Consider the following 25,218-nt stretch of genomic DNA (forward strand, 5'->3'; position numbering starts at 1 on the left):
CCCCGGCCGCCTCGCGCGGCCGGGGCCCGGCCCCTTTCCGCCGCACGACCTGCCGCACGACCTGCCTTTTTTACGACCCAGCCGCACGAGCGAGCCGCACGACGCCGCGCTGCCCGCGGTGCGGCCGGTCCGACACCCCCAGGCCGTAGGATCGGGGCAGAGCGCCGGAAGGAGCGATCATGGTGCATGAACGGGCCGGACAACCGGCACAGCCGAGTGACCTGGTGGACGTCGCACGGCTGGTGACGTCCTATTACACCCTCGTCCCCGACCTGGAGGACCCGGGGCAACGGGTGGCCTTCGGCACCTCGGGCCACCGCGGATCGTCCCTGGCGACCGCCTTCAACGAGGCGCACATCGCCGCCACCACCCAGGCGATCTGCGACTACCGCGCCGCCCAGGGCACCACCGGGCCGCTGTTCCTCGGCATCGACACCCATGCGCTCTCGGAGCCCGCCCGGGCCACCGCGCTGGAGGTCCTGGCCGCCAACGGCGTCCGGGTGCTGATCGACACCGGGGACGGCTACACGCCCACCCCGGCCGTCTCGCTCGCCATCCTCACCCACAACCGGGGCCGCGCCCCCGGTGGCGCGGGCCTGGCCGACGGCATCGTGGTCACCCCCTCGCACAACCCGCCCGCCGACGGCGGCTTCAAGTACAACCCGCCGCACGGCGGCCCGGCCGACTCGGCGGCGACGACCTGGATCCAGGACCGCGCCAACGCCCTGATCGAGAAGGGCCCGGGCGAGGTCAAGCGCGTCCAGTACCGCCGGGCGCTGGCCGCCGACACCACCGGCCGCTACGACTTCCTCGGCGCCTACGTCGCCGACCTGCCGAACGTGCTGGACCTGGACGCGGTGCGCGAGGCCGGGCTGCGGATCGGCGCGGACCCGCTGGGCGGCGCCTCCGTCCATTACTGGGGCCGGATCGCCGAACAGCACCGGCTCGACCTGACCGTGGTCAATCCGCTGACCGACCCGACCTGGCGGTTCATGACGCTGGACTGGGACGGCAAGATCCGGATGGACTGCTCCTCGCCCCACGCCATGGCCTCGCTCATCGGCCGGCGCTCCGAGTACCGGATCGCCACCGGCAACGACGCGGACGCCGACCGGCACGGCATCGTCACCCCGGACGCCGGGCTGATGAACCCCAACCACTACCTCGCCGTCGCCATCTCCTACCTCTACCGGCACCGCCAGGGCTGGCCGCAGGCGGCCGGGATCGGCAAGACCCTGGTCTCCTCGTCCATGATCGACCGGGTCGCCGCCGACCTCGGCCGGGAGCTGGTCGAGGTGCCGGTCGGCTTCAAGTGGTTCGTCGACGGGCTGCTCTCCGGCAGCCTCGCCTTCGGCGGGGAGGAGTCCGCCGGGGCGTCGTTCCTGCGGCGCGACGGCAGCGTGTGGACCACCGACAAGGACGGCATCCTGCTGGCCCTGCTGGCCTCGGAGATCACCGCGGTCACCGGGCGCACCCCTCCGAGCACTACACGGCGCTGACCGAGCGCTTCGGCGCGCCCGCCTACGCCCGGGTGGACGCCCCGGCCGACCGGGCGCAGAAGGCCGTGCTGGCGGCGCTCTCGCCGGAGCAGGTCACGGCCGGGGAGCTGGCCGGGGAGCGGATCACCTCGGTGCTCACCCGGGCGCCCGGCAACGGGGCGGCCGTCGGCGGGCTCAAGGTGTGCACCGAGAACGCCTGGTTCGCGGCGCGCCCCTCCGGCACCGAGGACGTCTACAAGATCTACGCGGAGAGCTTCCAGGGCCCGGACCATCTGGCCCTGGTCCAGGACGAGGCCAGGCAGCTGGTCACGGCCGTGCTGCAGGGCACGGGCTGAGCGCAGGGCCGTCCGGCCGGGCGGCTGTCGTCCGGGCGGACGCCCGTGGCGTCGGGTCCGGTCACTCCCCGGAGCGGCGGGGCGGGGCCTGCCCGGTCCCGCCGCGCCGGGGGCCGTCGTGCTCGCGGTCGGGACCGGGGTCGGGGTCAGCGTCACGGCCCGGGGCGGGGCCGGTCGGCTGGTCCTTCGCGGGGCTGTCCTGCTGTGCCGAGGGCTTGCCTGTCCGCTTCCGGCGCTGCAGCAGTACCGGGAGCGGCGAGACCGCGACCACCACCGCGACCAGCGGCAGCAGGTAGTTCTCCACACCGGGCACCGCCGCGCCCAGCCAGTAGCCCAGCAGCACCAGGGTCTGGGTCCAGGCCAGGCCGCCGATCACCTGCCAGAGCGTGAAGGTCGGCGCCGGGACGCGCAGCATCCCGGCGACCGGGCCGAGGACGCTGCGCACCATGGGCACGAAGCGGCCGATCAGGATGGCCTTGCGTCGGCCGTAGCGGGCGAGGAACTCCTCGCCACGGGCCATCACCGCCTTCAACCGGCGGTTGCTGCTGCGGGCCAGCGCGGCCTGGCCGCCGTGACGGCCCAGGTAGTAGCTGAACTGGGTTCCGGCGATGGAGCCGACGGCCGCGCTCAGCAGCACCTGCCACAGGGTCAGGTGCGGACCGTTGCCTACGGTCGCGGCGCAGAAGACCCCGGCCGGGAAGAGCAGGGTGTCGCCGGGCAGGAAGAAGCCGACCACCAGGAGCCCGGCCTCCGCGAAGGTCACCGCCAGGACGGCCAGTGCGCCGAAGGCCGAGAGCAGCGATGATCCACTCGTGGGGTTCACCGCGAGCACGGCCAGGGCCGCGCTCACGGCAGGTTCCTAGTCACCTGATCACCATAACCAGACGGGTCGGTGCGCCACCTCGGCCCCCAGGTGGACGCGGTCCCTCCGGCGGCGTCCACCCGCGCCTCCGGCGTCAGCCCTCGGCCAGGGCCGCCGGGAAGCCCCCGGTGGCGATCGGGCCCCACCGCTCGGGGGTGATCCGGAGCAGGGACTTGCCCTGGCTGACCATGGCTGCGCGGTACTCGTCCCAGTCCGGGTGCTCACCGGCGATGCAGCGGTAGTACTCGACCAGCGGCTCCACGTCCTCCACGGCGTCGATCACCTCGGCGGCGCCGTCCACCTGCACCCACGGGCCGTCGAAGTCGTCGGACAGCACCACGATGCTCACCCGGGGATCGCGCCGGGCGTTGCGCGCCTTGGCCCGTTCCGGGTAGGTGGAGACGACGATCCGACCGGAGCCGTCCGCCCCGCAGGAGACCGGGGAGGCCTGCGGGCGTCCGTCCGTACGGGTGGTGATGAGCAGGCCGTGGTGCCGGGAGCCCACGAACTCCAGCAGGGCGTCACGGTCGACCGCGGTGTTGGTGGCGATGCGTCGCGTCATACCCCGAGTCTAGGCGGGAACGGGCTCCCCGGGGCGGCGAAAGACCGACTCCGGTGCATTGCGGACGCGCCGGAAAGACCGGTAATTCACCGGGAATATCCGGCGGAAGCCGCCCGTGCGCATATCCGGGGGCTTTCGGTGTTCGCAGAGCGCCGATCGACGCCGGTTCTGTTCGTGTCCCCATTCTCCGGGGTGGCGGCTGCCCGGGTGAACCCCCAGGAGACGGGCCCGTACCCGCTGGATGGGGGGACGCGCTCCCGTCCCGCCGGTCGGACGTGGTCGCCACCACGCCCGTGACATGCGCATATTGCTTGATGGGCAGTCACTTTGACGTTCCGTCAGCTCAATGTCCGGCCACCCCCGGTCGGGGGGTGGCCGTCCGGCGGAGTCGGGCACGCAGGGTCCGCGTCCGCCGCTGAACGTGAACGTGCCCGTTTTCAGATAACCCCAAGCAAATTCTCAGAAAACCCTTGCGCGGTGATTCCCGGCGCGTGTACACATCACTCAGGGTTGTTCCGGGCTGCCTTTTCCCTGCGGTTCCCGAGATGCTCTGTCCCGCCTTTCATGCACTCACTCCCTGGAGTCGTCATTTCCGACATCCTGCCCTCCAGCGGTCGTCGCCGCCGTATAGCGGCCGTCATATCCGCCTCCCTGGCCATGGTGGCCGGGGGTGTGGCCCTGGCCTCGCCCTCGCAGGCGTCCGCGCCCGCCCCGGCCGCCCGGACCCTGGCCGGCACCCATCCGGACTGGGCCACGGCCTCGGTCGACAAGGGCACCACGCCCGCCAACGACCAGCTCACCGCCCGGGTCTACCTGGCCGGGCGCAACCCGGCCGGGCTGGCCGCGTACGCCAAGGCGGTGTCCTCGCCCGGCACCGCGCAGTACGACCAGTTCCTCAGCCCCACCCGGGAGCAGCAGCTCTTCGGCGCGACCCCGGCCCAGGTCGCGGCCGTCCGCGCGTGGGCGACCGGCGCCGGCCTCAGCGTGGTCGGCAGCAACGCCCACTACCTGGACGTGCACGGCTCCGCCGCCGACGTCGACCGCGCCTTCGGCACCCACCTGCACGAGTACGCGGTGCAGGGCAAGCTGCTCAAGGCCCCCGCCACCAACGCGGTCATCCCCGCCGCGGTCGCCTCGGCCGTCCTCGGCGTCACCGGGCTCAGCGACAACGCGCCCACCATGCGGGCCCAGGCCGAGCCGATCAACCCGCTGCAGGGCGTCGCCGTCGACGCCAAGGGCAAGCCGAAGCCCAAGCCGAAGCCCGCCCCCAAGCCGGGGCTGCCCACGGTCGCCACCTGCTCCTCGTACTGGGGCCAGAAGAAGGTCAGCGGCGCCCCCAAGGCGTACACCGCGAACACCACCTTCGACCAGTGCTCCTTCACCCCGTCCCAGCTGCGCAAGGCGTACGGCGTCACCGCCTCCGGCCTCACCGGCAAGGGCGCCCGGGTCGCCATCGTGGACGCCTACGGCTCCTCGACCATGCTGGCCGACGCCAACCACTTCGCCGTCAACCACGGTGACAAGGCGTTCCGCAAGGGGCAGTACACCGAGGTGCTCACCCCGAAGCTGTGGACCCAGACCGGTCCCAACGACGGCTGCGGCGGCGGCCCGGCCGGCTGGGCCGGCGAGGAGGCGCTGGACGTCGAGATGGTGCACGGGCTCGCCCCGGACGCCGATGTCGTCTACGTCGGCGCCAACTCCTGCTCCGACCAGGACCTGATGGCGGCGCTCAGCACCATCGTGGACAAGCACCTGGCCGACGTCGTCTCCAGCTCCTGGTCCGGGCTGATGCACACCACCTCGGGCGACGAGAGCCCGGCGACGATCGCCGCGTACGAACAGATCTTCCAGCAGGGCGCGACCGAGGGCATCGGCTTCGACTTCTCGGCGGGCGACTGCGGCAACGAGTCCCCGGCCGCCGCGGCCACCGGCGCCAACTGCGACAGCACCAGCACCGAGGCGCAGGCCGGCTTCCCGTCCGCGGACACCTGGGTCACCGACGTCGGCGGCACCGCCCTGGGCATCAAGGACGCCGGCGGCAGCTACGGCTTCGAGACCGACATGGGCACGCTGCGCTCCGCGCTCAGCCCGGACGGCAAGAGCTGGACGCCGTTCCCCGGCACCTTCTACTTCGGCGGCGGCGGCGGTACCAGCCAGGACTTCGCCCAGCCGTGGTACCAGGGCCCGGTCGTGCCAAGCAAGCTGGCGCACACGCTGATGACCGGCGCGACCAGCAAGACCGCGCAGCGGGTCACCCCGGACGTCGCCATGAACGGTGACCTGTACACCTCGGTGCTGGTCGGCATGTCCGACGGCAGCCCGTACAGCGAGGGCGGCTACGGCGGCACCAGCGTCTCGGCGCCGGAGTTCTCCGGCATCCAGGCCGACGCCATCCAGGCCCGGCACGGTCGCGCGATCGGCTTCGCCAACCCCTCGATCTACGAGCGGGCCGGCAGCGCCGACTTCCACGACGTGGTCAACAACACCCTGGGCAAGGGGCAGCAGCCGCTGAGCGCCGTCGCCGACTTCGGCGTGGTCTCCGGCAGCCTCAAGGTCCGCCTGGTGGCCTTCGGCCGTGACTACGGTCTGGCCGCGACCAAGGGCTACGACGACGCCACCGGCGTCGGCTCGCCGGACGAGAACTACCTGAACTCCTTCCGGTAGGCCCTTCGGCCAGCAGTGAGCGGCCCTGGCGCCCGGCGAGTCCCCTCCCGCCGAGCGCCAGGGCCTTCCGCATGGAGATGACGATGCGTCAGACCGAGGCGGGGGAGGGCAGTTCCGCGAACGAGTCGAGGACGGCGGTCCACAGGGCCACCCGGGCCCGCAGCGCGGCACGGACGGTCTCGGCGCAGGCCGTCCACTTGGCCTGGTCGTCGCCGCACAGGTCGATCAGCATCTGCATGGCCATCGGCGTGTGCTGCTCGCCGTCCACCTCGATGTGGCGGGCCAGGTAGTCCTTGAAGACGCTCAGCACGCCGTCGGCGTCGTCGATCCGGATGACCTGCTCGAACATCTCCGGGATGAGGTCCTCGCGGCCGAAGGCGAAGGCGGCGGCGCGGCAGTGCACCGGCGCGTTCTCGATGATCTCCCAGGTGGCGCCGGTGAAGGCGACCGCCGCCTGCGGGGCCCCGGCCGCCCTCAGCGCCTCGGGGACGGCGGTGCCCGCGCGCAGCAGGTCGAGGAAGGCGGAGACCGGCGCCGGATCGGCCCCGGCCTGCCGCATGCCCTCGACGTACAGCTCGAAGTGGCTGGTGAAGCCCTCGCCGAGCTCGTCGCTCTCCTCGACCAGCACGATGTCGTTGATCAGCCGGCGGCTGGCGGTCGGACCGGCCGGAACCCACGGCACCTCCACGCAGGTCAGCTCCCGCTGCAGACTCTTGAGCAGCGACATGAAGTCCCAGACTGCGAAGACATGGCGGTCCAGGAAGGCCCGGACCCGCTCGATGCTGTTCAGCTCGCGGTAGACCGGGTGCTCCACCACCTCCCGGCGCAGCGGCTCGATCGCCTGCTGCAGGCCGGACAGGCCGGGGTGGGTACGGTCCCAGTGGTAGCGGTTGGTCGGCATCTGACTGCTCCTCATCGTGCTTGCGGGGATTGCTTGATGACGCTGCGGACCGCGTGCAGCAGTTGCTCGCGGCCGGGTTGCAGGCTGCGGTCCAGGGCCAGGGCGAACGGCAGGACCGCCCCGTCCGGGCGGGTGATCCGGCGCGGCGGCGCGATCAGCCGCATCTCCTCGGCGGCGGTCGCCACCACCTCGGCGCCGATCCCGCAGCTGCGGTTGGAGTCGTCGACGACGATCAGCCGCCCGGTCTTCTCCAGCGAGGCGGCGAGCGCCGCCCAGTCGAACGGGTACAGCGTCCGGGGGTCGAACACCTCGACCGACACCTCGTCGGCCAGCTCCTCGGCCACCGCCAGGGCGTCGTGCACCAGGTGACCGACGGCCACCAGGGTCACCTCGCCGCCGGTCCGGTGCACCCGGGCCTCGCCGATCGGGACCGGCGCCAACGGCCGGGTGACGTCCTCGCGCAGGGCCAGCGCCGCGGCCGGGGCGAACACCACCACCGGGTCCGGATCGCGGATCGCGGAGGCCAGCAGCCCGTAGGCGTCGCACGGCGTGGACGGCACCAGGGTCTTCACCCCGGCGTGCGCGAACAGGCTGTACGGGTGGTCCGAGTGCTGCCCGGCCCAGCCGTCGCGGGAGCCCGATCCGGGCACCAGGCAGGTCAGCGGGACGCTGGCCTGACCACCCGTCATCAACGAGAACTTGTGTGCCTGGTTCACCAGTTGCTCGAACACCAGGAACAGCAGCGAGGGGATCTGGAACTCGATCACCGGCCGTCGGCCGGACAGCGCCGCGCCGATCGCCATGCCGGTGAACGCCTGCTCCGACAGCGGGGTGTCCACCACCCGGTCGGCGCCGAACCGCTTCTGCAGGTTCAGCGTCGGCCCGGCCAGGCCCGCGCCGACGTCCTCGCCGAAGACGCACACCGAGGGATCCCCGGCCAGCGCGTCCTCCAGCGCCCGGTTCAGCGCCTTGGTGTAGGAGAGCTTGCTCATGACACCGCCCCCGGCCTCGGCCGCAGCCCGCTGGCGTACAGGTGGTCGCAGGCCCCGGCCGGATCGGGCTCACCGGCGGCGAGCGCGAACCGCTCCGCCCGCTCCAGCTCCTCCGCCACCAGCAGTTCGGTCCGCGCGCGCACCGCCGGATCCAGCGCCGCCGCCGCGCGCGGCAGCGGATCACGCGCACGCCAGGCCGCCACCTCCTCGGCCGGGCGGTAGACGACTTTGCTCCGGCGCTCCATGGTGTGGTGCCCCTCGAAGCGATAGGTACGGCACTCCAGGAAGCTCGGCCCGGCGCCGGACCGGGCCCGGGCCACCGCCTCGGCGGCGGCGCCCCGCACCGCGTCGGTGTCCATCCCGTCCACCTCGACCGCCGGGATGCCGAAGGCCGCCGCCCGGCCCACCGCGCTGCCCGCCACCGCGACCGACGCCGCCAGCGTCGTCGCATAGCCGTTGTCCTCGCAGACGAACAGCACCGGCAGCCGCCACATCGCGGCCAGGTTCAACGACTCCAGCAGCACGCCCTGGTTGAGCGCGCCGTCACCGAAGAAGGCCGCCACCACCCGGTCCTGGCCGGCCTGACGGGCCGCCCAGGCGGCCCCCACGGCGATCGGCGCACCCGCGCCGACGATGCCGTTGGCGCCCAGGATGCCCAGCGACAGGTCGGCGGCGTGCATGGAGCCGCCCCGGCCCCGGTTCAACCCGGCGCTGCGCCCGGCCAGTTCGGCGAGCAGTCGGCCCGGGTCGGCACCCTTGGCCAGGACGTGCCCGTGGCCCCGGTGGGTGCTGGTGATCCGGTCCTGCGGGCGCAGCGCGGCGCAGACGCCGACCGCGACCGCCTCCTGTCCGATGTACGGGTGGATGCCGCCGACGATCACCCCCGACCTGACCAGGGCCAGCGCCCGCTCCTCGAAGCCGCGGATCAGCCGCAGCATCCGGTAGCGGCCCTGCGGGTCCTCCAGGCCGGTGGCTTGACGTTCCGTCAGTTCTGCGGTCACCGGGGACCGGACCACAGGGTCGGGCAGATGTCGGGGTCGGCGTAGTCGGGCAGGCCCTGCGGCGTCCGGCGGACCAGCACGTCGTGGTTGTAGACCACCTGGCTGCCGTCGGCGCGGTGGTACGCCCGGTACTGGTTGTCGCCGTCCTGCAGGTGCAGCGAGACCGCGCGGCGCGGGGCGGCGGACAGGTTGGCGCCGCTGCCGTGGTAGGTGCGGCAGTGGTGGAAGCTGACGTGCCCGCGCGGGATCACCACCGGGACCTTGCGCAGCTGCTGCCCGTTGAAGCGGGCGTTCTGCTCCAGCACCTGTTCCAGCTGGGTGCGGTCGCGCTGGGCGAAGTGGCGGCTGGAGTCCTCGCCGGTGTCCAGCTCGCGCCAGCGGTGGCTGCCGTCGACCATGGTGATGGTGCCCATCTCCACGCCGCAGTCGTGGAACGGGATGAAGGCGGTGAGCATCCGGTCCGAAGTGCAGGTCTGCCAGTAGTGGCGGTCGAAGTGCCACGGCACCTGGTTGCTGGGCTCCTCCGGGACCGGCGGCTTGTAGATCAGGGTCGCCTGGAACACCCGGATCTGCTCGGCCTCGGCCAGCCGCGCGGCCACCGCGCCCACCAGCGGCTTGCGCAGGATCGCGCCGATGGCGTCGCTCTCGTAGTGCACGTAGTCGTTGTGCCGCTGGACCGGCCCGTCGGCGGGCGTCCAGGAGGCCAGGTTCGGCGGGCGCACCGGCAGGGCGCGGTCCCGGTGGCCCGCGTAGTACGCCTCGGTCGCGGCCTGCAGGTCGTCCAGCTCCTGGTCGCTGAAGAGCCGCCGGGAGAGGTGCCAGCCGCGCAGGGCGTAGTCGGCGACCTCCTCGTCGGTGGGCAGCAGTTGGCGTTCGGCGTCGGTCAGTCGGAATTCGGTGGTGGTCGGCATCGGGCGTCCGTTCCTCCTGGTGCGCGGTCTAGACGGTGGCGGCGGCGTTCTGGCGCTCGACGGCCTCGTACAGCGCCTTGATGTTGGATGTGCCGAAGGTGCCGGCTCCCTGACGTTCGATCAGCTCCAGGAAGAAGGTGCGGCGGGCGTGCACGGAGCGGGTGAAGATCTGGAACAGCTGGCCGCCGTGGTCCTGGTCGACCAGCACGTCGAGTTCGCGCAGCGTCTGCACCGGGATGGCGGTGGAGCCCAGGCGTTCGAGCAGGCCGTCGTAGTAGGTGCCGGGCGTGGTGAGGAACTCCACGCCGCGCGAGCGCAGCGTCCGCACGGCGTCGGCGATGCCGGGGGTGCGGAAGGCCAGGTGCTGGACGCCGGTGCCCCGGTGCGCGTCGAGGAAGGTGTCGATCTGGCCGGGACGGCGCCCGGTGTCCGGCTCCAGCAGGGTGAAGGTGACCTCGCCGGAGGCGCTCTGCACCACGCTGGAGTCCATGCCCTGCGCGCCGACCTCGATGTACTCGCCGAAGATCCGGTGGAAGCCCAGCGCGGCCTCGCAGAAGCGCACCGCGGGCGCCAACTCCCCGGCGGGCACGCAGATCGCGGTGTGGTCCAGCGCCTCCAGCAGGCCGTCGCCGAGAGCGGGCTCCCCGCCGGCGGGCTCCCCGGCGGTGACGAACCGCAGCGCGACATCGCCGAAACCGGCCACCAGGCCGGGCCCCAGCACGGTCGCACCGTGGCGTACCGCGCGGTCCAGGGCGGCGTCCGGATCGGTGCAGCCGAGCGCCAGCACGGCCACGCCGTCGCCGTGCCGACGGACGAACTCCGCCACCGGGTGGTCGGCCCGCAGGGCCGAGACCAGCCGCAGCCGGATCCGCCCCTGGGCCAGGTGCACGCTGCGCCGCCCGTCCCGGTCCGCGGGCTGCGCCCGCTCGCGGGCGAAGCCGAAGCCGGTGGCGAGATCGTCCGCCGCCTGCTCGGCGTCGGCGCAGTGGTACTCGATGTGGGCGATGCCCTGGACGGTCAACGTGGCTCCCCGGAATGGTGTCTGATGGGCTGTCGGCTGGAGCGGGTGGACGGCGGGCCGAAGGTCAGGCTGACGTTGTGGCCGCCGAAGGCGAAGGAGTTGGACAGCGCGGCGCGGATCGGCGCGGCCCTGGCCCGGCCCCGGACGTGGTCCAGCGCGCACGCCGGGTCGGGGTCGTCCAGGTTGAGCGTGGGCGGCAGCAGGCCCCGGGCCACGGCCAGCGCGGCGACCACCGCCTCGACCGCCCCGGACGCGCCGAGCAGGTGCCCGGTGGCGCCCTTGGTGGAGCTGACCGCGGGCTGGTCCGCGCCGAACACCGCCCGCAGCGCCGCCGTCTCGGCGACGTCGCCCAACCTGGTTCCGGTGCCGTGGGCGTTGACATAGCCGACGTCGGCCGGCTCCAGCCCGGCGTCGGCCAGCGCCGAGCGCATGGAGTCCGCCGCGCCCTCGCCGTCCGGCCGGGGCATGGTGGGGTGGTGCGCGTCGGTGGAGGCACCCCAGCCGGTGAGGTCGGCGTACCCGGCCGCGCCGCGCGCGTCCGCGTGCGCGGCCCGCTCCACCACCAGCACCGCGCTGCCCTCGCCCAGGACGAAGCCGTTCCTGGCCGCGTCGAACGGCCGGCTCGCCCGCCCGGCGTCCTGCCAACCGTGGGCCAGCGCGCGGGCGTTGGTGAAGGCGGCGGCGATGGTCGGGTGCAGCGAGGACTCGCTGCCGCCGCACACCACCACGTCCGCGTCGCCCGCCCGGATCAGCCGCAGCGCCTCGGCCACGGCCTGGGCCCCGGCCGCGCAGGCGGTCACCACGGCCGAGCTGTAGCCGCGGATGCCGTGCTTGATGGCGACCCGGGCGGTGGCCATGTTGGAGAGCATGCCCGGCAGCAGATAGGGGCTGACGCCGGGACGGCCGCGCTCCAGCCGCCGGTGCGACTGCTGCTCGAAGGTCTCCAGGCCGCCGCCCCCGGTGGCCAGCACCACCGCGACCCGGCGCGGGTCCACGTCGCGCCCGACCACCAGCCCCGCGTCGGCCAGGGCGTCGTCCGCGGCGGCCAGCGCCAGCAGCACGAACCGGTCCACGCAGCGGACCTCGGTCGGCGGCAGCACCTCGCGCCCGTCGATCGCCGGAGCGATCCCGGCGGCCTCCAGCCAGCCGTGCGCGGCATGGCCCTCGGGCACGGCGGTGACGCCGCCGCGCCCGCCGGTCAGCGCGCCGAAGAACGCGTCCGGTGTCCGGCCGACCGGGGTGACCAGGCCGATCCCGGTGACCACGGCCGCCTCCCGGAGCAGCGCCGGCACACCCGTCGGGCGGCTCACCGGGTCACCGGCCCGGCCAGGTGGCGCTCCCGGAGCAGCACCTTGCGGACCTTGCCGGTCGGGCCGAGCGGTACCTGCGCGGCGTCCACCACCAGCACCTGCCGCAGCGTCCGCGCGGTGTCGGCGTCCAGCGCGGCCGCCACCTGCTTGCTCCGGTCGGCCTCCGGATCGGCCCCGGCGCGCAGGAGCAGCAGCACATCCGCGACCACCCGGCCGCTGTCGCGCACCGCGACCACGGTGCAGTCGGCGACGTCGGGGCAGGCCGCCAGCACGCGCTCCTCCGACAGGGCGGTGAACAGCCGCCGCCCGCCGCCGAGGTCGACCGCGTCCACGGCCCGGTCCACGTGGTAGTAGTAGCCCTCCTCGTCCCGGTACACCAGGTCGCCGGTGAGGAAGTAGCCGCGCAGCCGGGTGCGGTAGGTGGTGACCGAGTCGTTCCAGTAGCCCAGGGCCAGGGTCGGCGAGCGGGTGCCCAGCTCGCCCACCTCGCCCGGGCCCAACTCCTGCCCGTCCGGCCCGAGTACGGCGCAGTCGACGAAGGCGTGCGGACGCCCGACGCAGCGGCCGTAGCGGTCGCTGTCCGGGGTGTGGGTGATGAAGAAGTGCGAGTGGCCCATCTCGGTCGAGCCCAGGCCGTCCACGAACAGCGATCCGGGGACGCGGGCGCGCCCGGCGCTGGTGATGCCCTCGCGCGAACCGACCGCCACCAGGCGGCGGATGTGCGCCTCGTGCGCGCAGTCGCCGGTGTTCCACCACAGCGCCACTGAACCGAGTTGACGTTTCGTCAGGTCGTGGTGCGCCAGCTCGGCCCAGGTGGCCGCGAACCCGATCACCCCGCGCGGCTGCCAGCGCTCCGCCGCGTCCAGCACACCCTCCCCGGACTGCCTTGACAGCAACGCGAGTTGGGCCTGCGAGCTGAGCGCCAGAGCCACCGCGATCAGGGTGGCGACATGCGGGGCGGGCAGGGCGCTGAGCATCCGCTCGGAGCCCTGCGGGCGCGGCAGCGAGAGCCGGTGCCGGACGGCTGCGTACAGGCTGTCGTGCGAGTGCACCACTGCCTTGGGCATGCCGGTGGTACCGGACGAGTGGGTGATGGCGACCGGATCGCCCGGCGCGTGCTGGAACGGCTCGGGCGCGGCGTCCGGATCGCCCGCGCCCAGGCCGCCGACCTCCGGCAGCAGCGGCGTCCCGGTGTCGTGCCCGGCCAGTACCGCCTGGTGGGCGGCGTCGGCGAGGACGCCGGTGGCGCCGAGGCGGTGGATGTAGCGGGCCGCGCGCTCGCCCTCGATGTTGGGGTTGAGCAGCGCCGGGATCGCACCGAGGCGGGTCAGCGCCAGGTAGCCGAGGACGTGGTCGGCGGCGTGGGAGGCGTAGATCACCACCGGGTCGCGGCGGCCGACGCCGAGGGCGTGCAGGGCGGCGGCCCGGGCCCGCACCGATCGGTCGAGCTCGCGCAGGGTGAACGGCTGCCAGGCGGCACGGCCGTCCACCGGGGTGTCGAAGGTCAGCAGAGGCTCGTCGAGGCCGATCCCCAGGGCGATTCTGCTGGTCAGCACGTTGCCGGCGCCGACCTTCGGATCGTCCGCCAGGAGCGCTCGGATACTGCGGATGCTCACGGTGCTGGTCCTCTCATGGCGCTGGCCATACCGGTGTGATGAGTGGGCGTGCGGATGAGTGGGCGTGCCGGGGTGAACGGGGTGCCGGTCCGGCGGGTGCGGGGCGCGTCCGGTCAGGACGGCGTCAGCAGCAGGGCGACGGCGTGGTCGCTGTCGCCCGGCAGGGCCTGTTCGGCGGCGATGACGAGCACCTGGTCGGCGTCGCCGTCCGCCAGCAGCAGCGCCGCCAGCTCCAGGGCGTCGGCGGGGACGCCGTCCGGGCCCGGCGGGGTGGTCGGGCTGGTGGCCACGACCGGCCCGGTGAGCTCCCAGCGGGCCGCGATGTGGCCGAGGACCGCGTTCGGGTTGGACTGGAAGAACAGCAGCGGCGGCACCCGCCGCTGCGAGGCGGCGGCCGCGTCGATCGCCGCGGCCGTGGCCCGGTCGCCGCTGCAACTGGCCAGCAGCAGCGCGGTGCGGGTCGGCCCCGGCCCCGGCGGCGGCCCGTACCGCGCCCGCAGGCAGCGTTCGGCGGCCTCGGCCACCAACGGGTTGAAGGAGGAGGCGGTGAAGCCGGCCAGGGGCGGCAGCCGGTCGTCGTCCGACTCGGGCCAACGCGCCCGCGCCAGCACAGTCAGCGGCTGAGAACCCATCAGGCCGCCACCAGGAGTGCGGTGTTGGCGCCGCCGAAGGCGGAGTTCAGGCTGAGCGCGTAGCGCGGGCGGCCGGTGCGCGGCTGGTCCAGCACGAGATCGAGGCGGCAGTCCTCGTCCGGTCCGGCCCAGCCGGCGTTCACCGGAAGCGTCCCCTCGCGCAACGCGGCGATGGTGACCGCGAGTTCGAGCAGGGCGGAGGCCTCCAGCGCATGCCCGTGCACGCCCTTGGTGGAGCTGACCGGCAGCCGCCCGGTGAACTCGCCGAACACCAGCCGTAGTGCGTTCGCCTCGGCCTGGTCCGCCAGCGGCGACCCCGTGGCGTTGGCGTTGACATAGCCCACCTCCTCCGGTGCGATGCCCGCGCGGGCGAGCGCGGCGGCGACGGCGCGGGCCAGCCCCCCGCCGTCCGGTGCCGGACGGCAGACGTGGTGGGCGTCGCCCGACCTGCCCCAGCCGGCGATCCGCGCCAGCGCCGGGACGCTGCGCCGCGCGGCGTCGTCCGAGCGTTCCAGCACCACGGCCGCGGCGGCGTCGCCGAGCAGGGTGCCGCTGCGCCCGGCGCTGAACGGGCGGACCTCGCCGTCCCGGGAGAGCGCGCGTCCGGCGTCGAACGCGGCGAACACCCCCGGCTGCACCAGGTGTCCGGCCGCGACCACCACCCGCCGGTGCGGTCCGGCGCAGACCATGGCGGCCGCGTCGGCCACCGCCGTCCCCGCCGCGACGCAGGCCCCGGTGTACACCCGGGTGACCCCGGGAAACCCCCACCGCCGCCGCGCGCCGTCGGCGACCCGGGCGACTGCCTCGGCGGTGCCCAGGTCACTGTGCAGGGCCAGCAGCAGCGGGGTGCCCGCGCCGTCCGTGCCGGACTGGCGGCAGGCGTCGCCGACGACGGTGAGCACGGCCTGCGCGAGCGGCGGGGCGTCCGGCAGCAGCGCCGCCCGGCCGGTGCGCCGCGCGGAGACGTCGAACCGGGTCACCGCGCCGAACGCGGGCTTGCCGTGCACGGTGGCCTCGGCCAGCGGCGCCAGGCCGCGACCGCAGGCCGAGAGCACGCCGAGGCCGGTGACCACGGGCCGGGCCGGAGGTGTGGAGTCGCCGGTCATGACTGCGCGGCCCCGGCCGCCTCGACGGCCACGCGCAGCAGGCCGGTTGCGTCGTCGACGCTGCGGACCGCGTCCAGGCGTTCGTCGTCCAGGTCCAGCTCGATGCCGTAGGCCTGCTCGAACTCAGCTATCAGCCAGGTGAGTTCGAGCGAGCCCAGGCTCTCGTGCACGGATTCGGGGGCGCGGTCGCCGTAGCGGGCGAGCATGGCCACGACCGTGGAGCGGTCGGGCAGCGGCGGTCTGATCACACCGCGCTGCCGGCGGGCGCGGGGGAGGCAGCGGGCGCGGGGGAGGCGCCGCCGGCCGCGGCGATGCGGGCGGCCACGTCGGCGGTGAACTCGTCCAGGGTCATCAGCGCGGTGGACTCCATCTCGTCGAGGTCGAACTTCACCCCGTACTCGTCCTCGACCTGGACCGACAGGTCGGCCAGGGCGAGCGACTCCAGGTCCAGCCCGGCCGGGCCGAGGTCGGTGTCGCCGGTGACCTCGGAGACGTCGTAGTTCATCTCGGCCAGCGTCGCAAGGACGAAGGTGCGGATCCGGTCCTGCATGGCAGCTCCTCGGGCGTTCGGGGGAAGGACGGATGGTGCGCCGTGAACGGGTTGCCGTCAGCGGGCGGCAGGTGCGGGGTGCGCCGCGGCGGCGGCGTGGAGCGCGGTTGCGTCGCGCAGCAGCTTGCCGGTGGCGGTGCGCGGCAGCGCGGGCAGGAAGGCGGTGCTGCGGGGGCGTTTGTACGCGGCCAGGCGCTCCCCGATCCGCTCCAGGACGTCCGCCTCGGTACCGGCGTCCTGCGCCTCGGTGCAGAGGAACGCCTCGATGGCGCCGTCGGCGAAGAGCACCACCGCCTCGCGGACGCCGGGCAGGGCGGCCAGGGTCTGCTCGACCTCGGTGAGGTCCACCTTGAGGCCGCCGACGGAGACCTGCGAGTCGCGCCGTCCGAGCACGGTGACCAGCCCGGTGACCTGGTCCACCCGCCCGGCGTCCCTGGTGTGCAGCCAGCCGTCGGACCAGCGGTCCGGCGCGGTGTCGCCCAGGTACGGCGAGGCGGCGACCCGGATGTGCAGCTCGCCGTCGCGCTCGCGCAGCTCCATGCCGTGCACCGGCTCCACCGACGGGTGGTGACGTCCGCTCAGATCGGTTGCGATGACGCCGAGTTCGGTCATCCCGTACATGGTGCCCAGCGGGACCCCGTACCGCTGGGCGAAGGCGGGCGGGACGTCCGGGCGCAGCAGTTCGCCGGCCACCACCATCCGCCGCAACTGCGGTAGCGGGGGCGGCGCTTGGACGCCGGCCAGCAGCTCGGCGTGGAACGGCACGCCGATCACCGTGGTCGGACGGTCGTCCGCCGCCACGGCGGCCAGGATGCCGGCCGCCGTCATCCGCTCGGGCACGGTCAGCGGGGCCTGCGTGTGCAGGCTGTGGAGCAGCCCGCCGACCAGCCCGAGCACGTGCACGGTGGAGGAGAGCAGCACCACCCGCTCGCCCGCCGCCGGGAACTCCGGCAGCCGCCGGTAGCAGTCGAGTTCGCGCAGCAGGTCGGCCGCGGTCCGGCCGATCACCTTGGACGGTCCGGTGGAACCCGAACTCAGCTGGACCACGGCGTGCGGGGTCGCCGCCGGGCGGCCGTCCGGCAGCGGGACGACGACCGGCTGCGCCTCGCTGAAGCCGCGCAGCGAGCCCGGGCCGGTGCGGTCGGCCCGTACCAGCACCTGCGGCGCCAGCCGGGCCAGCGCCGCCTGCACCTCGTGCTCGGTCAACCGGTAGTCCAGCAAGGCCACTTGGGCGCCCAGCTGCCAACCGGCGAGCAGTGCGGCCACATAGCCCAGGGAGGGCGGCAGCCGCAGCGCGACCGTGCCCCCGGCGGTGAGGCCGGCGGCGGCGAGCCGCTCGTGCTGCTCGCCCACCAGTGCCCGGAGGGTACTGCGGTCGATCGTGGTCCCGAACCGGAGGCACTCGTCCTGGTCCGGGCCTGCCAGCAGGAGAAGTTCCACCCAGTTCCGCGGGGCCTCCGCGGTGTCGGGAAAGGGAAAACCGGTCAACGCCACTCCACGCATCAAGGAGCAAATCATGGACGTCGGTTCACAAGGAAAGCGGTCAATTCCGCATGCAGACCCTGGCACAGACGAATCGTCAAATCAAGGTCTATACCAATGTGTCCATACCTTCTACGCTGCCAATCCAGGACTGGCCTGAGCGCGGACGTCTCCAGCTGTGACGCTCGACCGGATACCAAGAATAGGACATGTATATGTCAAAAGCGCAGCCGTCATTTCCGGGCTGGGACTGGGACGACCCGGACGGCCTCTCCGTGCACCTCGACGACTTCAGTGCGGATGTCGCCACCTGCGACAAACTCGAACCGGTCGGCGCCCTTCCGGCAAACCGCCGGGAGTTCCTCGAACTCGGCCTGACCGGGCTGGAGTTCGCCGCCTTCAAAACCGCCCACAGTCAGGGCCTGGGCACCGATCTGGCGCCGCTGCGCAGCCCGGAGCTGACCAGCGAGCCCGGTCGGCTCTACCGCGTCGACGGCGAGCGCAGCTTCACCCAGCTCGACATCTCCGAACCGCTGCCCTTCGCCGACGCCAGCGTCGACTGGGTCTACGCCGAACACCTCATCGAGCACGTGACCATGCCGGTCGCCGTGGGCTGGCTGCGCGAGGTCCGCCGGGTGCTGCGGCCCGGCGGCGTGCTCCGGCTGACCACCCCCGACCTCGCCCGCTACCTCAACGGCTACGCCTCCGACGACGGCTTCCTGGCCCGGCACCGGCGGCGGCTCGGCATGCTCGGCTTCGGGCCGCCGATGCCGCAGCGCAAGGCGTTCCTGGTCAACCAGATCTTCCGCTACTACGGCCACCAGTGGATCTACGACCTGGACGAGCTGCGGCACGTGCTGGTGCGCGCCGGGTTCGCGGCCGAGGACGTCCGCCACTGCGGCTACCGCACCGGCCTCCGCGCGGACGTCGCCGACCTGGACACCCCGTTCCGCACCGACGAGACCGTCTACGTCGAGGCCGACCGCTGACACCCGCCCACGCGCGCACGGGCCGGCCCCCTCCCCGAACCCGGGGAGGAGGCCGGCCCGTCGCGGTGGGTGCCGCCGTCAGCGCACCCGGTCGGCGAACAGCCGGGCCGACCAGCCCACCGCCAGCACCGTCAAGGCCACCACGATGACCAGGCTCTCCCACACGGCCGGCGCCCCGCCGTTGCCGGAGAACAGCGCCCGCATGCCCTGGACCGCCCAGTAGAAGGGGTTCCAGCGCGCCACCGACTGCAGCCAGTGCGGCGCCAGCGCCAACGGCAGCAGCACGCCCGACAGCAGCGCGATGGGCTGCGCCACGGTGTTGACCACCGGCGCCAGCGCCGAGTCGCTGCGCACCAGCAGCGCGATGCCGTACGAGACGGAGGAGGTCATCAGTGCCAGCAGGCCGAGCAGCAGGTACGCCAGCAGCAGGTTGACCGGTTGCACCCGCAGCCCGAACGGCAGCGCCAGCACGGTGATGATGACCGCCTGCACCAGCAGCGCCACCACCTCCCGCAGGGCCCGTCCGAGCAGCAGCGCCAACCGGCTCACCGGCGTCACCCGGGAGCGTTCGATGATGCCCGCACGCAACTCGCCGAGCAGGCTGAAACCGGTGAACAGGCCGCCGAAGATGACCAGCACGGCCAACAGGCCCGGCACGTAGATCTGGTAGGTCTCCGCGTAGGTGGTCGCGCCCATCGGGGCGAGCACCGTCTTCAGCAGCGGTGCGAAGAGCAGCAGGTAGAAGATGGGCTGGATGACCCCGACGGCGATCCACACCGGGGTGCGGGCCATCAGCAGCAGCTGTCGCTGGAAGATCAGCCAGGTGTCGCGGGCGAGCTTCATCGATGCCTCGACTCGGTTCGGTTCGGTGCGGTCAGGACTGCTGGAGCGAACGGCCGGTCCGGGCCAGGAACACGTCGTCCAGGCTGGGCCGTTGCAGCTGCACGGTGGTCGGCGCCGCGCCCGCGCCCTCCAGGGTGCGCAGGATCTGCGGGATGGCCGTCGCGCCGTTCTCGACGTACAGCCGCAGGCCGCCGCCCTCCTGGGGCTCCAGCCGGTGCAGGTACGGTTCGCCGCGCAGCGCGTCGGCCGCCCTGGCGTCGACGTCGCCGCTGCCGTCGCCGGGCTCCAGCCCGACCAGCAGCACGTCCCCGGCGATCTCGCGCTTGAGCCCGTCCGGGGTGCCCTCGGCGACGATCTCGCCGTGGTCGATGATGGCGACCCGGTCGCACAGGGCGTCCGCCTCGTCCAGGTAGTGCGTGGTGACGAAGACGGTCATGCCCTCGGTGCGCAGCCTGCGGATCTCCTCCCAGACGCGGGTGCGGCTCGGCGGGTCCAGCCCGACCGTGGGCTCGTCCAGGAACAGCACCCGGGGGCTGTGGATCACCCCCAGGGCGATGTCCACCCGTCGGCGCTGCCCGCCGGAGTACGTCCGGCACGGGCGGTCGGCGTAGTCGCCCAGGTCGAACGACTTGAGCGCGGCCTCGGCCTGCTCGCGTGCCCGGGCCTTGCCGCTGCCGTACAGCCGCGCCTGGTGGACCAGCTCCTCGCGGGCGCTGACGGCGTCGGTGGTGCCGCCGCCCTGCGCCACGTAGCCGATCCTGCGGCGCACCCCGGAGGGGTCGGTCCGCAGGTCGGCGCCGGCGATGGTGGCCTCGCCGCCGTCGGGGCGGATCAGCGTGGCCAGCATCCGCAGCGTGGTGGTCTTCCCTGCGCCGTTGGGGCCGAGGAAGCCGAAGATCTCCCCGGCGGGGACGGACAGGTTGATGCCGCGTACGGCGTCAACGGTGGTGGTCTCGCGGCGGTTCCGGGACTGGAAGGACTTGCGCAGTCCCTTGGTCTCGATCAACCAGGGCTCCCGATAAGGGGGGATGGGGCGCCAGAGGCAGCCGGGAAAGTGGTGCCGTGCGCCACCCTAGGGTCTGGGGCGGCTCCGAAACAATGGCCTAGACCAGTAGATTTCTCCGGTTCGGGGCCGCCGCCAGCTGCTCCAGCCGGTCAACTGCGGTGTGTGCGCCGCCGCCTGACCGAAGATCGGCTCCGGTGCGGACAGCTGCCTCGCGGTAGCCGGGATCGTCCAGCACGCTGCGCAGCGCCGCCGCCAGGCCGTCCGGGGCGACCCGGTCGAACGGCACCCGCACCCCCGCCCCGGCGGCCGCCAGCTGCGCCGCCACGAACGGCTGGTCGTGCCGGATCGGCGCGACCACCAGCGGAATCCCGTGGCTGAGCGCCTCGCCCACGGTGTTCATCCCGCCGTGGCAGACCACCGCGTCCAGCAGCCCCCGGGCCATCAGCTCCAGCACCGGGGCCCGCTCCACGGCGACGGCCCGCTCCGGCAGCCGGCCCAGCGCCTGCGGCGGTGCGGCGATCACCGCCTGGACGTCCTCGCCGCACCGGGCCAGCGCCTCGAGCGCCCGGGCGTGGAAGTCCGCGCTCACGTCCGCAGCCAGCGTGCCCATGGTGAGCAGCACGCGCCGGCGCCCCGGCTCCAGCCGCTCCCAGGGGAACCCCGGATCGGCGGGCCGCTCCGCCAGCACCGGCCCGACCAGCGCGTAGTGCGCCGGGAACGGCTCCGCGCCGGTGAGCGCCGGGCCGGTCAGGGCCAGCACCAGCTCCGGCGAGAACCGGGGGTCGACGAACTCCCCGGCCGGCAGGCCCGCCCGCTGCCACAGGCCGCGCAGCTGGTCCTCCATCCACTGCTCGACCCTCGGCAGGGCCCGGAACGGCCGCCCCAGCTCCATCGCCCCGGGCGCCAGACTCGCCCAGCGCAGGCCGTGCCGGTGCGCCACCAGCGCCCCGGCCGGAGTGTGCTGGTCCACCAGCAGCACCTCCGGCCGGTAGTCCTGAACGGCCTGGTCCAGGGCCTTGGCGGTGAACCGGGCGTACGGGACGACGAAGCCCTCCCACAGCGAGCGCACCGCCGCCAGGCCGTGCCCGCCCTGCGCCCGGAACAGCCGGCTGCCGGTCGGCAGGATCTCCGCCTGCGGCCCGAGCAGCGGCCGCAGCACCGGCTCCGAACCGGTCCAGGCCACCTGGTGGCCACGGGCCGCCAGCTCCCGGCCGATGCCCACGGTCGGCAGCACGTGGCCGGTCAACGGGGGCACCACCAGCAGGAACCGGCTCATCGCGGGCCTCCGGCGGCCTGGTCGCCGACCCGCTCGGGGCCGCCGTCCAGGTGGCGTTGCAGGTCGCCGACGGTGAGCGCGATCAGCCCGTCCAGATCCAGTCCGGCCCGCAGCCCGGCCAGATCCGCCCGCGGACCGAACCGCTCGCGCACCAGGCCTGCCAGCAGGGCGAGTTCGGTTTCGTCCAGGCACAGATCGGCGTCCAGCCGGGCGTCGGTGGTGATCCGTGCGGCCCACGCGGGCGGCGCCTGGGCCGCTGTGAGCAGCAGTGCGACCAGGTCCGGACGGACAGGCGCGACGGGGGTGCGGGTTTCGTCCAAGAGAGGCTCCACCTGCTCGACAGCACGGGGGCGGGGCCCGCAGACAGGGCCGGACGCGTCTTGTGCGGCCCGGCGGGCGCGTGAATACTAACCCGCGTGACCGCACTGGAGGCAGTGGCCGTCCACCTTCCCGACACCGCCGTCCCCATCGAGGCGGTCGGCGAGCGGATCGGCCTGACCCCACGTCAACATCAACTCTTCCGACGCTTCCACGGCCTGGATCAGGTGCGCCTGGATCCGGACGGAAGCCTGGCCGACCTGCTCGGAGGCGCCCTGGACGCCCTGCACGACCTGCGCGGACGCGAGCACCGGGTGCGCTTCGTGATCCACGCCCGCAGCATGCCGGTGGCCTCGCCGTACCCGTTGAACCCGCTGCACGACCTGCTGGACCGCTACCGGCTCGGCCACGCCAACGCCTTCACTGTCTCCCACCAGGCTTGCGCCATTGGGCTGTTGGCGATCGACCTGGCTGGTCGGCTGCTGACCGGGGAGTCCGATCCGGATGCCCTGGCGCTGGTCCTGGCGGGCGAGAAGACCTTCACCAGGGACGCCCAACTCGTGCCGGAGACCGGCATCTTCGGTGAGGGCGCGGCCGCCTGCCTGATCCGGACCGGGGGCGCACGGAACCGGGTGCTGTCCTACGCGGTGCGCCACCGGGGCGAGTTCGACGGTCGGCTGGCGGAGGATCCGGAGCTGGCCGGGCGCTACCAGCGGGAGTACCCGGCGCTGATGGCCGAGGCGATCGACGCCGCCCTGGAGCAGGCCGGAACCACCCGGTCCGAACTGGCCCTGGTACTGCCGCACAACGTCAACCAGGTCTCCTGGCGCGGTCTGAGCCGCCGCCTGGGGATACCGCTCGATCGGATGGTGCTGGACAACGTGCCGTCGGTCGGGCACAGTTTCGCAGCGGACGCCTTCATCAACCTCCACACCGCCACAACCCGCGGTCTGCTCCGGCAGGGCGACCGCTACCTGATCGCCGCATCCGGCATCGGGGCCACCTTCTCGGCCATGGTCGTCGAACACTGACGCCCCATCAGGTCCGGATGCCTCGCACCGCACAGCTATCGCGCAGCTACCGCGCAGCCCTGGACGTGGAACGGCCGCCGCCCCCGCTCGCCCGAGCCGGGCTCCGGCACGTTCGCGGCCGGTGTGCCGCGCTCTCACGATGGGACGGGAAACCCGTGGAAGAAACCGCTGTCGAGCCCGACTCCGCACTGCGCGGGCAGATCCTGCACAGCATCGGCGAACTCCTGCCCCGGGTGCTGAAGAAGGAACTGCCGGAGATCCCGGAGAACGCCTGCCTCTTCGACGACCTCGGCCTCACCTCGGCCGGCACCCTGGAACTGATCCTGGAACTGGAGGAGGCGCTGGACATCCAGGTGGACGTGGAGGACATCGGCGAGGACGACCTGCGCTCGGTGTCGAGCCTGGCCGACTTCGTCGCCGGCCACGTCATCGCCGAGGACTGACCGGTGCCCGCCACCGGGGCGCACACCCGCGAGCCGTACCTGCGCGAGCCGGACGGCCGCGGGCTGCGGATCAGCCGGGTGCTGAGCCGGGCGTTCGACGGCAGGTCGGAGACCTCGCTCGACCCGGATCTGCGGGTGTTCGTCTCCGATCTGGCCCGCCCGTACGGGGTGCCGCTCCGCGAGGACCTGCTGGAGCAGGGCGTCGGCCACTCGTACGGGGAGATGGCGGAGGGCCTGCTGCGCGAGTCGCTGCCGGACGGCGAACCGGTGGATCTGCTGGTGCTGGCGGTCGCCATTCCCGACGTCCGCCCGGGCCGTTCCACCGCGGTGTACCTGAGCCGCTACTGCCCGGGCGCGCCGCTTGCCTTCGCCGTCAACGACCAGGGCCCGGCCGCCGCGTTCACCGCGCTGCGGATCGCCCAGGACTACCAGCGCACCGGGGCCGCGCGCAGGGCCGCGGTGCTGGTGCTGGAACAGGCGTCGCTGCACTACACCCCGCCGGTGCCGGTACGCGTGCCGGACGGTCACCGGGCGGTGCTGCTGGTCTGCGAGGAGTCACCGGTAACGGAGTTGAGTATCCGTCAGGAGTCGCAGGTCGCTCCGGGGTCGGTGGCCGAGGCGGTCGCGGACCGGCTGGCACTGCTGGGGCCGGAGGCGGTGCTGGTCGCCGGTCCGGGGGTGGGCGCACCGCCTTCCGGCTCCGGGTGGGGCGCGGAGCGGACGGTGTCGGCCCCGGCCGGGCAGCCCATGACCGGCGTCTGGTCGGAGCTGGCACTGGGCCTGCCGGGCTGGCGGGAGCAGCGGCGGCCGGTGCTGGTCGCCGACTACGACCCGGATCTGGGACGGCTCGGCCTGCTGGCCGTCGGCCTGCCGACCGCGCCGACGCACCGGGCCGCCGTGGACACCGCGAGTGCCGCCACCGCCGTGATCGCCGAGCCCCCGGCGGTGGCGTCCGTGGCCGGGCGGTGACGCCGGGCGCGGAGGTCGAGCCGGGCGCGGAGGTGGAGTTCTGGACGGTCCGCACCGACCAGCCGCCCGCCGTGGTCGCCCGCCTCGCGGGCCTGCTGGACGCGGGGGAGCGCGGACGGGCGGGCGGCCTCGCCGATCCGGTCGGCCGCGACCGGTTCACCGTGGTGCACGGCGTGGTCCGGCTGCTGGCCGCCGAACGGCTGGGCGTGCCCGCCGCCGGGCTGCGCTGGCGGCGCGGGCCCCAGGGCAAACCCGAACCGGTGGCGACGGGCCGTCCGGCGGGCGGCCTGCAGCTCAACTACTCGGCCTCCGGGGTGTTGGCGGTGCTGGCACTGGCCACGGGCGGCCGACGGGTGGGCGTGGACGTCGAGGAGCTGCCGCCGGAGCGGGTTGCGATCCGGGTCGCCGAGCGGTTCTTCCCGCCCGAGGACGCCGGGTTCGTGGCGTCGGGGGAGTCGCCCGCGGTGCGCGCGGCCCGGTTCGCCGGGCTGTGGTGCCGCCGCGAGGCGTGCGTCAAGGTCTTCGGCGGGCGGCTGGTGCAGGGCCTGCGGCTGCCGGTGGGCGGCCCGGGGACGGTGCGGCTGCCGGACACCGGCCAGCTGGGCGGCGGCCGGGGGTGCTCGGTTCGGGACGTCCCGCTGCCGCCGGGTTTCCCCGGCTTCCGGGCGGCGGTCGCGGTCGAGGGCGTGCAGCCGTTCCGGGTACGGCGCAGGGTCTGGCAGGAGGCCGACCATGGTGTACCTGTTGGCATAGACATGCTCAACTCGCCTGCTGCACAACGAGTGTGACCAGGCGTCAGTCCTTCTCGTTTGGTGTAGACCAATGTCGGAGCCGGGTGGTAGCGTCCCGATCCGGGCCCCCGGAGCGGCCCGCTCCGACGGCTCCGTTGGTCCCAGACC

Annotated in this window: 24 protein-coding genes and 1 pseudogene; 7 read left to right on the plus strand and 18 right to left on the minus strand. The window is 73.7% G+C overall.

Features of this window, described 5'->3' with window-relative positions:
• Positions 1-179 precede the first annotated feature (179 nt).
• Positions 180-1,834 (plus strand): annotated as a pseudogene (gene pgm / locus GXW83_RS13240) (phosphoglucomutase (alpha-D-glucose-1,6-bisphosphate-dependent)).
• A 61-nt stretch (positions 1,835-1,895) separates the two neighbouring features.
• Here pgm and GXW83_RS13245 read toward each other — a convergent pair.
• Together GXW83_RS13245 and GXW83_RS13250 are read right to left on the minus strand one after the other, a co-directional pair.
• Positions 1,896-2,684 (minus strand): DedA family protein, encoded by a 789-nt coding sequence (locus tag GXW83_RS13245; RefSeq protein WP_370466658.1) that lies wholly within the window; start codon positions 2,682-2,684, stop codon positions 1,896-1,898.
• A gap of 106 nt (positions 2,685-2,790) precedes the next feature.
• Entirely contained in the window at positions 2,791-3,258 is a 468-nt protein-coding gene (locus GXW83_RS13250; RefSeq protein WP_182443272.1) for a PPOX class F420-dependent oxidoreductase, read from the minus strand.
• Positions 3,259-3,822: 564 nt separating this feature from the next.
• Between GXW83_RS13250 and GXW83_RS13255 the strand changes: the two genes are divergently transcribed.
• The gene (locus tag GXW83_RS13255) at positions 3,823-5,922 is read left to right on the plus strand and encodes a protease pro-enzyme activation domain-containing protein (RefSeq protein WP_225446949.1); all 2,100 of its coding nucleotides are present in this window, start codon (positions 3,823-3,825) and stop codon (positions 5,920-5,922) included.
• An 88-nt stretch (positions 5,923-6,010) separates the two neighbouring features.
• On the opposite strand, the gene GXW83_RS13260 is transcribed toward GXW83_RS13255, so the two are convergent.
• From GXW83_RS13260 to GXW83_RS13315, 12 genes are all read right to left on the minus strand, one after another.
• Entirely contained in the window at positions 6,011-6,823 is an 813-nt protein-coding gene (locus GXW83_RS13260) for a DUF3050 domain-containing protein (RefSeq protein WP_182443273.1), read from the minus strand.
• 11 nt (positions 6,824-6,834) lie between these two features.
• Positions 6,835-7,815: an alpha-ketoacid dehydrogenase subunit beta gene (locus tag GXW83_RS13265; RefSeq protein ID WP_182443274.1), complete on the minus strand. Its 981-nt coding sequence runs from the start codon at positions 7,813-7,815 to the stop codon at positions 6,835-6,837.
• A complete protein-coding gene (locus tag GXW83_RS13270) occupies positions 7,812-8,816 on the minus strand; it encodes a thiamine pyrophosphate-dependent dehydrogenase E1 component subunit alpha (protein WP_225446950.1) in 1,005 nt (334 codons plus the stop codon). Before GXW83_RS13270 ends, GXW83_RS13265 begins: the two co-directional genes overlap by 4 nt.
• Positions 8,813-9,727 carry a phytanoyl-CoA dioxygenase family protein gene (locus GXW83_RS13275; protein ID WP_182443275.1) on the minus strand — a complete coding sequence of 305 codons (915 nt, stop codon included), beginning with the start codon at positions 9,725-9,727 and terminating at the stop codon, positions 8,813-8,815. The genes GXW83_RS13270 and GXW83_RS13275 overlap by 4 nt, the downstream gene beginning before the upstream one ends.
• A gap of 28 nt (positions 9,728-9,755) precedes the next feature.
• The gene (gene hppD / locus GXW83_RS13280; RefSeq protein ID WP_182443276.1) at positions 9,756-10,748 is read right to left on the minus strand and encodes a 4-hydroxyphenylpyruvate dioxygenase; all 993 of its coding nucleotides are present in this window, start codon (positions 10,746-10,748) and stop codon (positions 9,756-9,758) included.
• Positions 10,745-12,058 (minus strand): beta-ketoacyl synthase, encoded by a 1,314-nt coding sequence (locus tag GXW83_RS13285; protein ID WP_225446951.1) that lies wholly within the window; start codon positions 12,056-12,058, stop codon positions 10,745-10,747. Before GXW83_RS13285 ends, hppD begins: the two co-directional genes overlap by 4 nt.
• On the minus strand, positions 12,055-13,674 hold the full coding sequence (locus GXW83_RS13290) for a class I adenylate-forming enzyme family protein (protein WP_182443277.1): 1,620 nt from the start codon (positions 13,672-13,674) through the stop codon (positions 12,055-12,057). Before GXW83_RS13290 ends, GXW83_RS13285 begins: the two co-directional genes overlap by 4 nt.
• 113 nt (positions 13,675-13,787) lie before the next feature.
• Positions 13,788-14,306 carry a hypothetical protein gene (locus GXW83_RS13295; protein WP_182443278.1) on the minus strand — a complete coding sequence of 173 codons (519 nt, stop codon included), beginning with the start codon at positions 14,304-14,306 and terminating at the stop codon, positions 13,788-13,790.
• Positions 14,306-15,412, minus strand: coding sequence for a beta-ketoacyl synthase N-terminal-like domain-containing protein (locus GXW83_RS13300; RefSeq protein WP_182443279.1), 1,107 nt, complete (start codon positions 15,410-15,412; stop codon positions 14,306-14,308). The genes GXW83_RS13295 and GXW83_RS13300 overlap by 1 nt, the downstream gene beginning before the upstream one ends.
• Positions 15,409-15,660 (minus strand): acyl carrier protein, encoded by a 252-nt coding sequence (locus tag GXW83_RS13305; protein WP_225446952.1) that lies wholly within the window; start codon positions 15,658-15,660, stop codon positions 15,409-15,411. The genes GXW83_RS13300 and GXW83_RS13305 overlap by 4 nt, the downstream gene beginning before the upstream one ends.
• A complete protein-coding gene (locus GXW83_RS13310; RefSeq protein WP_182443280.1) occupies positions 15,657-15,962 on the minus strand; it encodes a phosphopantetheine-binding protein in 306 nt (101 codons plus the stop codon). The genes GXW83_RS13305 and GXW83_RS13310 overlap by 4 nt, the downstream gene beginning before the upstream one ends.
• Positions 15,963-16,019: 57 nt before the next feature.
• Positions 16,020-17,315, minus strand: a complete 1,296-nt coding sequence (locus GXW83_RS13315; RefSeq protein ID WP_225446953.1) for a class I adenylate-forming enzyme family protein — start codon at positions 17,313-17,315, stop codon at positions 16,020-16,022.
• Between the two features lie 344 nt (positions 17,316-17,659).
• Between GXW83_RS13315 and GXW83_RS13320 the strand changes: the two genes are divergently transcribed.
• Positions 17,660-18,433, plus strand: a complete 774-nt coding sequence (locus tag GXW83_RS13320; RefSeq protein ID WP_182443281.1) for a class I SAM-dependent methyltransferase — start codon at positions 17,660-17,662, stop codon at positions 18,431-18,433.
• A gap of 78 nt (positions 18,434-18,511) precedes the next feature.
• Here GXW83_RS13320 and GXW83_RS13325 read toward each other — a convergent pair whose 3' ends face one another.
• From GXW83_RS13325 to GXW83_RS13340, 4 genes are all read right to left on the minus strand, one after another.
• Complete coding sequence (locus GXW83_RS13325) at positions 18,512-19,276, minus strand: ABC transporter permease (protein ID WP_182443282.1); 765 nt, start codon at positions 19,274-19,276, stop codon at positions 18,512-18,514.
• Between the two features lie 31 nt (positions 19,277-19,307).
• Positions 19,308-20,282: an ATP-binding cassette domain-containing protein gene (locus GXW83_RS13330; protein WP_182443283.1), complete on the minus strand. Its 975-nt coding sequence runs from the start codon at positions 20,280-20,282 to the stop codon at positions 19,308-19,310.
• 97 nt (positions 20,283-20,379) lie between these two features.
• Positions 20,380-21,558: a glycosyltransferase gene (locus tag GXW83_RS13335; protein ID WP_182443284.1), complete on the minus strand. Its 1,179-nt coding sequence runs from the start codon at positions 21,556-21,558 to the stop codon at positions 20,380-20,382.
• A complete protein-coding gene (locus GXW83_RS13340; protein WP_182443285.1) occupies positions 21,555-21,878 on the minus strand; it encodes a hypothetical protein in 324 nt (107 codons plus the stop codon). Before GXW83_RS13340 ends, GXW83_RS13335 begins: the two co-directional genes overlap by 4 nt.
• Positions 21,879-21,974: 96 nt before the next feature.
• Here GXW83_RS13340 and GXW83_RS13345 point away from each other — a divergent pair, with 96 nt between their 5' ends.
• The 4 genes from GXW83_RS13345 to GXW83_RS13360 all read left to right on the plus strand — a co-directional run bounded on the left by GXW83_RS13345 (position 21,975) and on the right by GXW83_RS13360 (position 25,107).
• On the plus strand, positions 21,975-22,907 hold the full coding sequence (locus GXW83_RS13345) for a 3-oxoacyl-[acyl-carrier-protein] synthase III C-terminal domain-containing protein (protein ID WP_182443286.1): 933 nt from the start codon (positions 21,975-21,977) through the stop codon (positions 22,905-22,907).
• Between the two features lie 155 nt (positions 22,908-23,062).
• Positions 23,063-23,350, plus strand: coding sequence for a phosphopantetheine-binding protein (locus GXW83_RS13350; RefSeq protein ID WP_225446954.1), 288 nt, complete (start codon positions 23,063-23,065; stop codon positions 23,348-23,350).
• A 3-nt stretch (positions 23,351-23,353) separates the two neighbouring features.
• Complete coding sequence (locus tag GXW83_RS13355) at positions 23,354-24,319, plus strand: 2-hydroxy-acid oxidase (RefSeq protein WP_182443288.1); 966 nt, start codon at positions 23,354-23,356, stop codon at positions 24,317-24,319.
• The gene (locus tag GXW83_RS13360; protein WP_182443289.1) at positions 24,316-25,107 is read left to right on the plus strand and encodes a 4'-phosphopantetheinyl transferase superfamily protein; all 792 of its coding nucleotides are present in this window, start codon (positions 24,316-24,318) and stop codon (positions 25,105-25,107) included. The genes GXW83_RS13355 and GXW83_RS13360 overlap by 4 nt, the downstream gene beginning before the upstream one ends.
• The last annotated feature ends 111 nt before the right edge of the window (positions 25,108-25,218 follow it).

The sequence above is a fragment of the Streptacidiphilus sp. PB12-B1b genome, from assembly GCF_014084125.1.
Taxonomy (GTDB): Bacteria; Actinomycetota; Actinomycetes; order Streptomycetales; family Streptomycetaceae; genus Streptacidiphilus.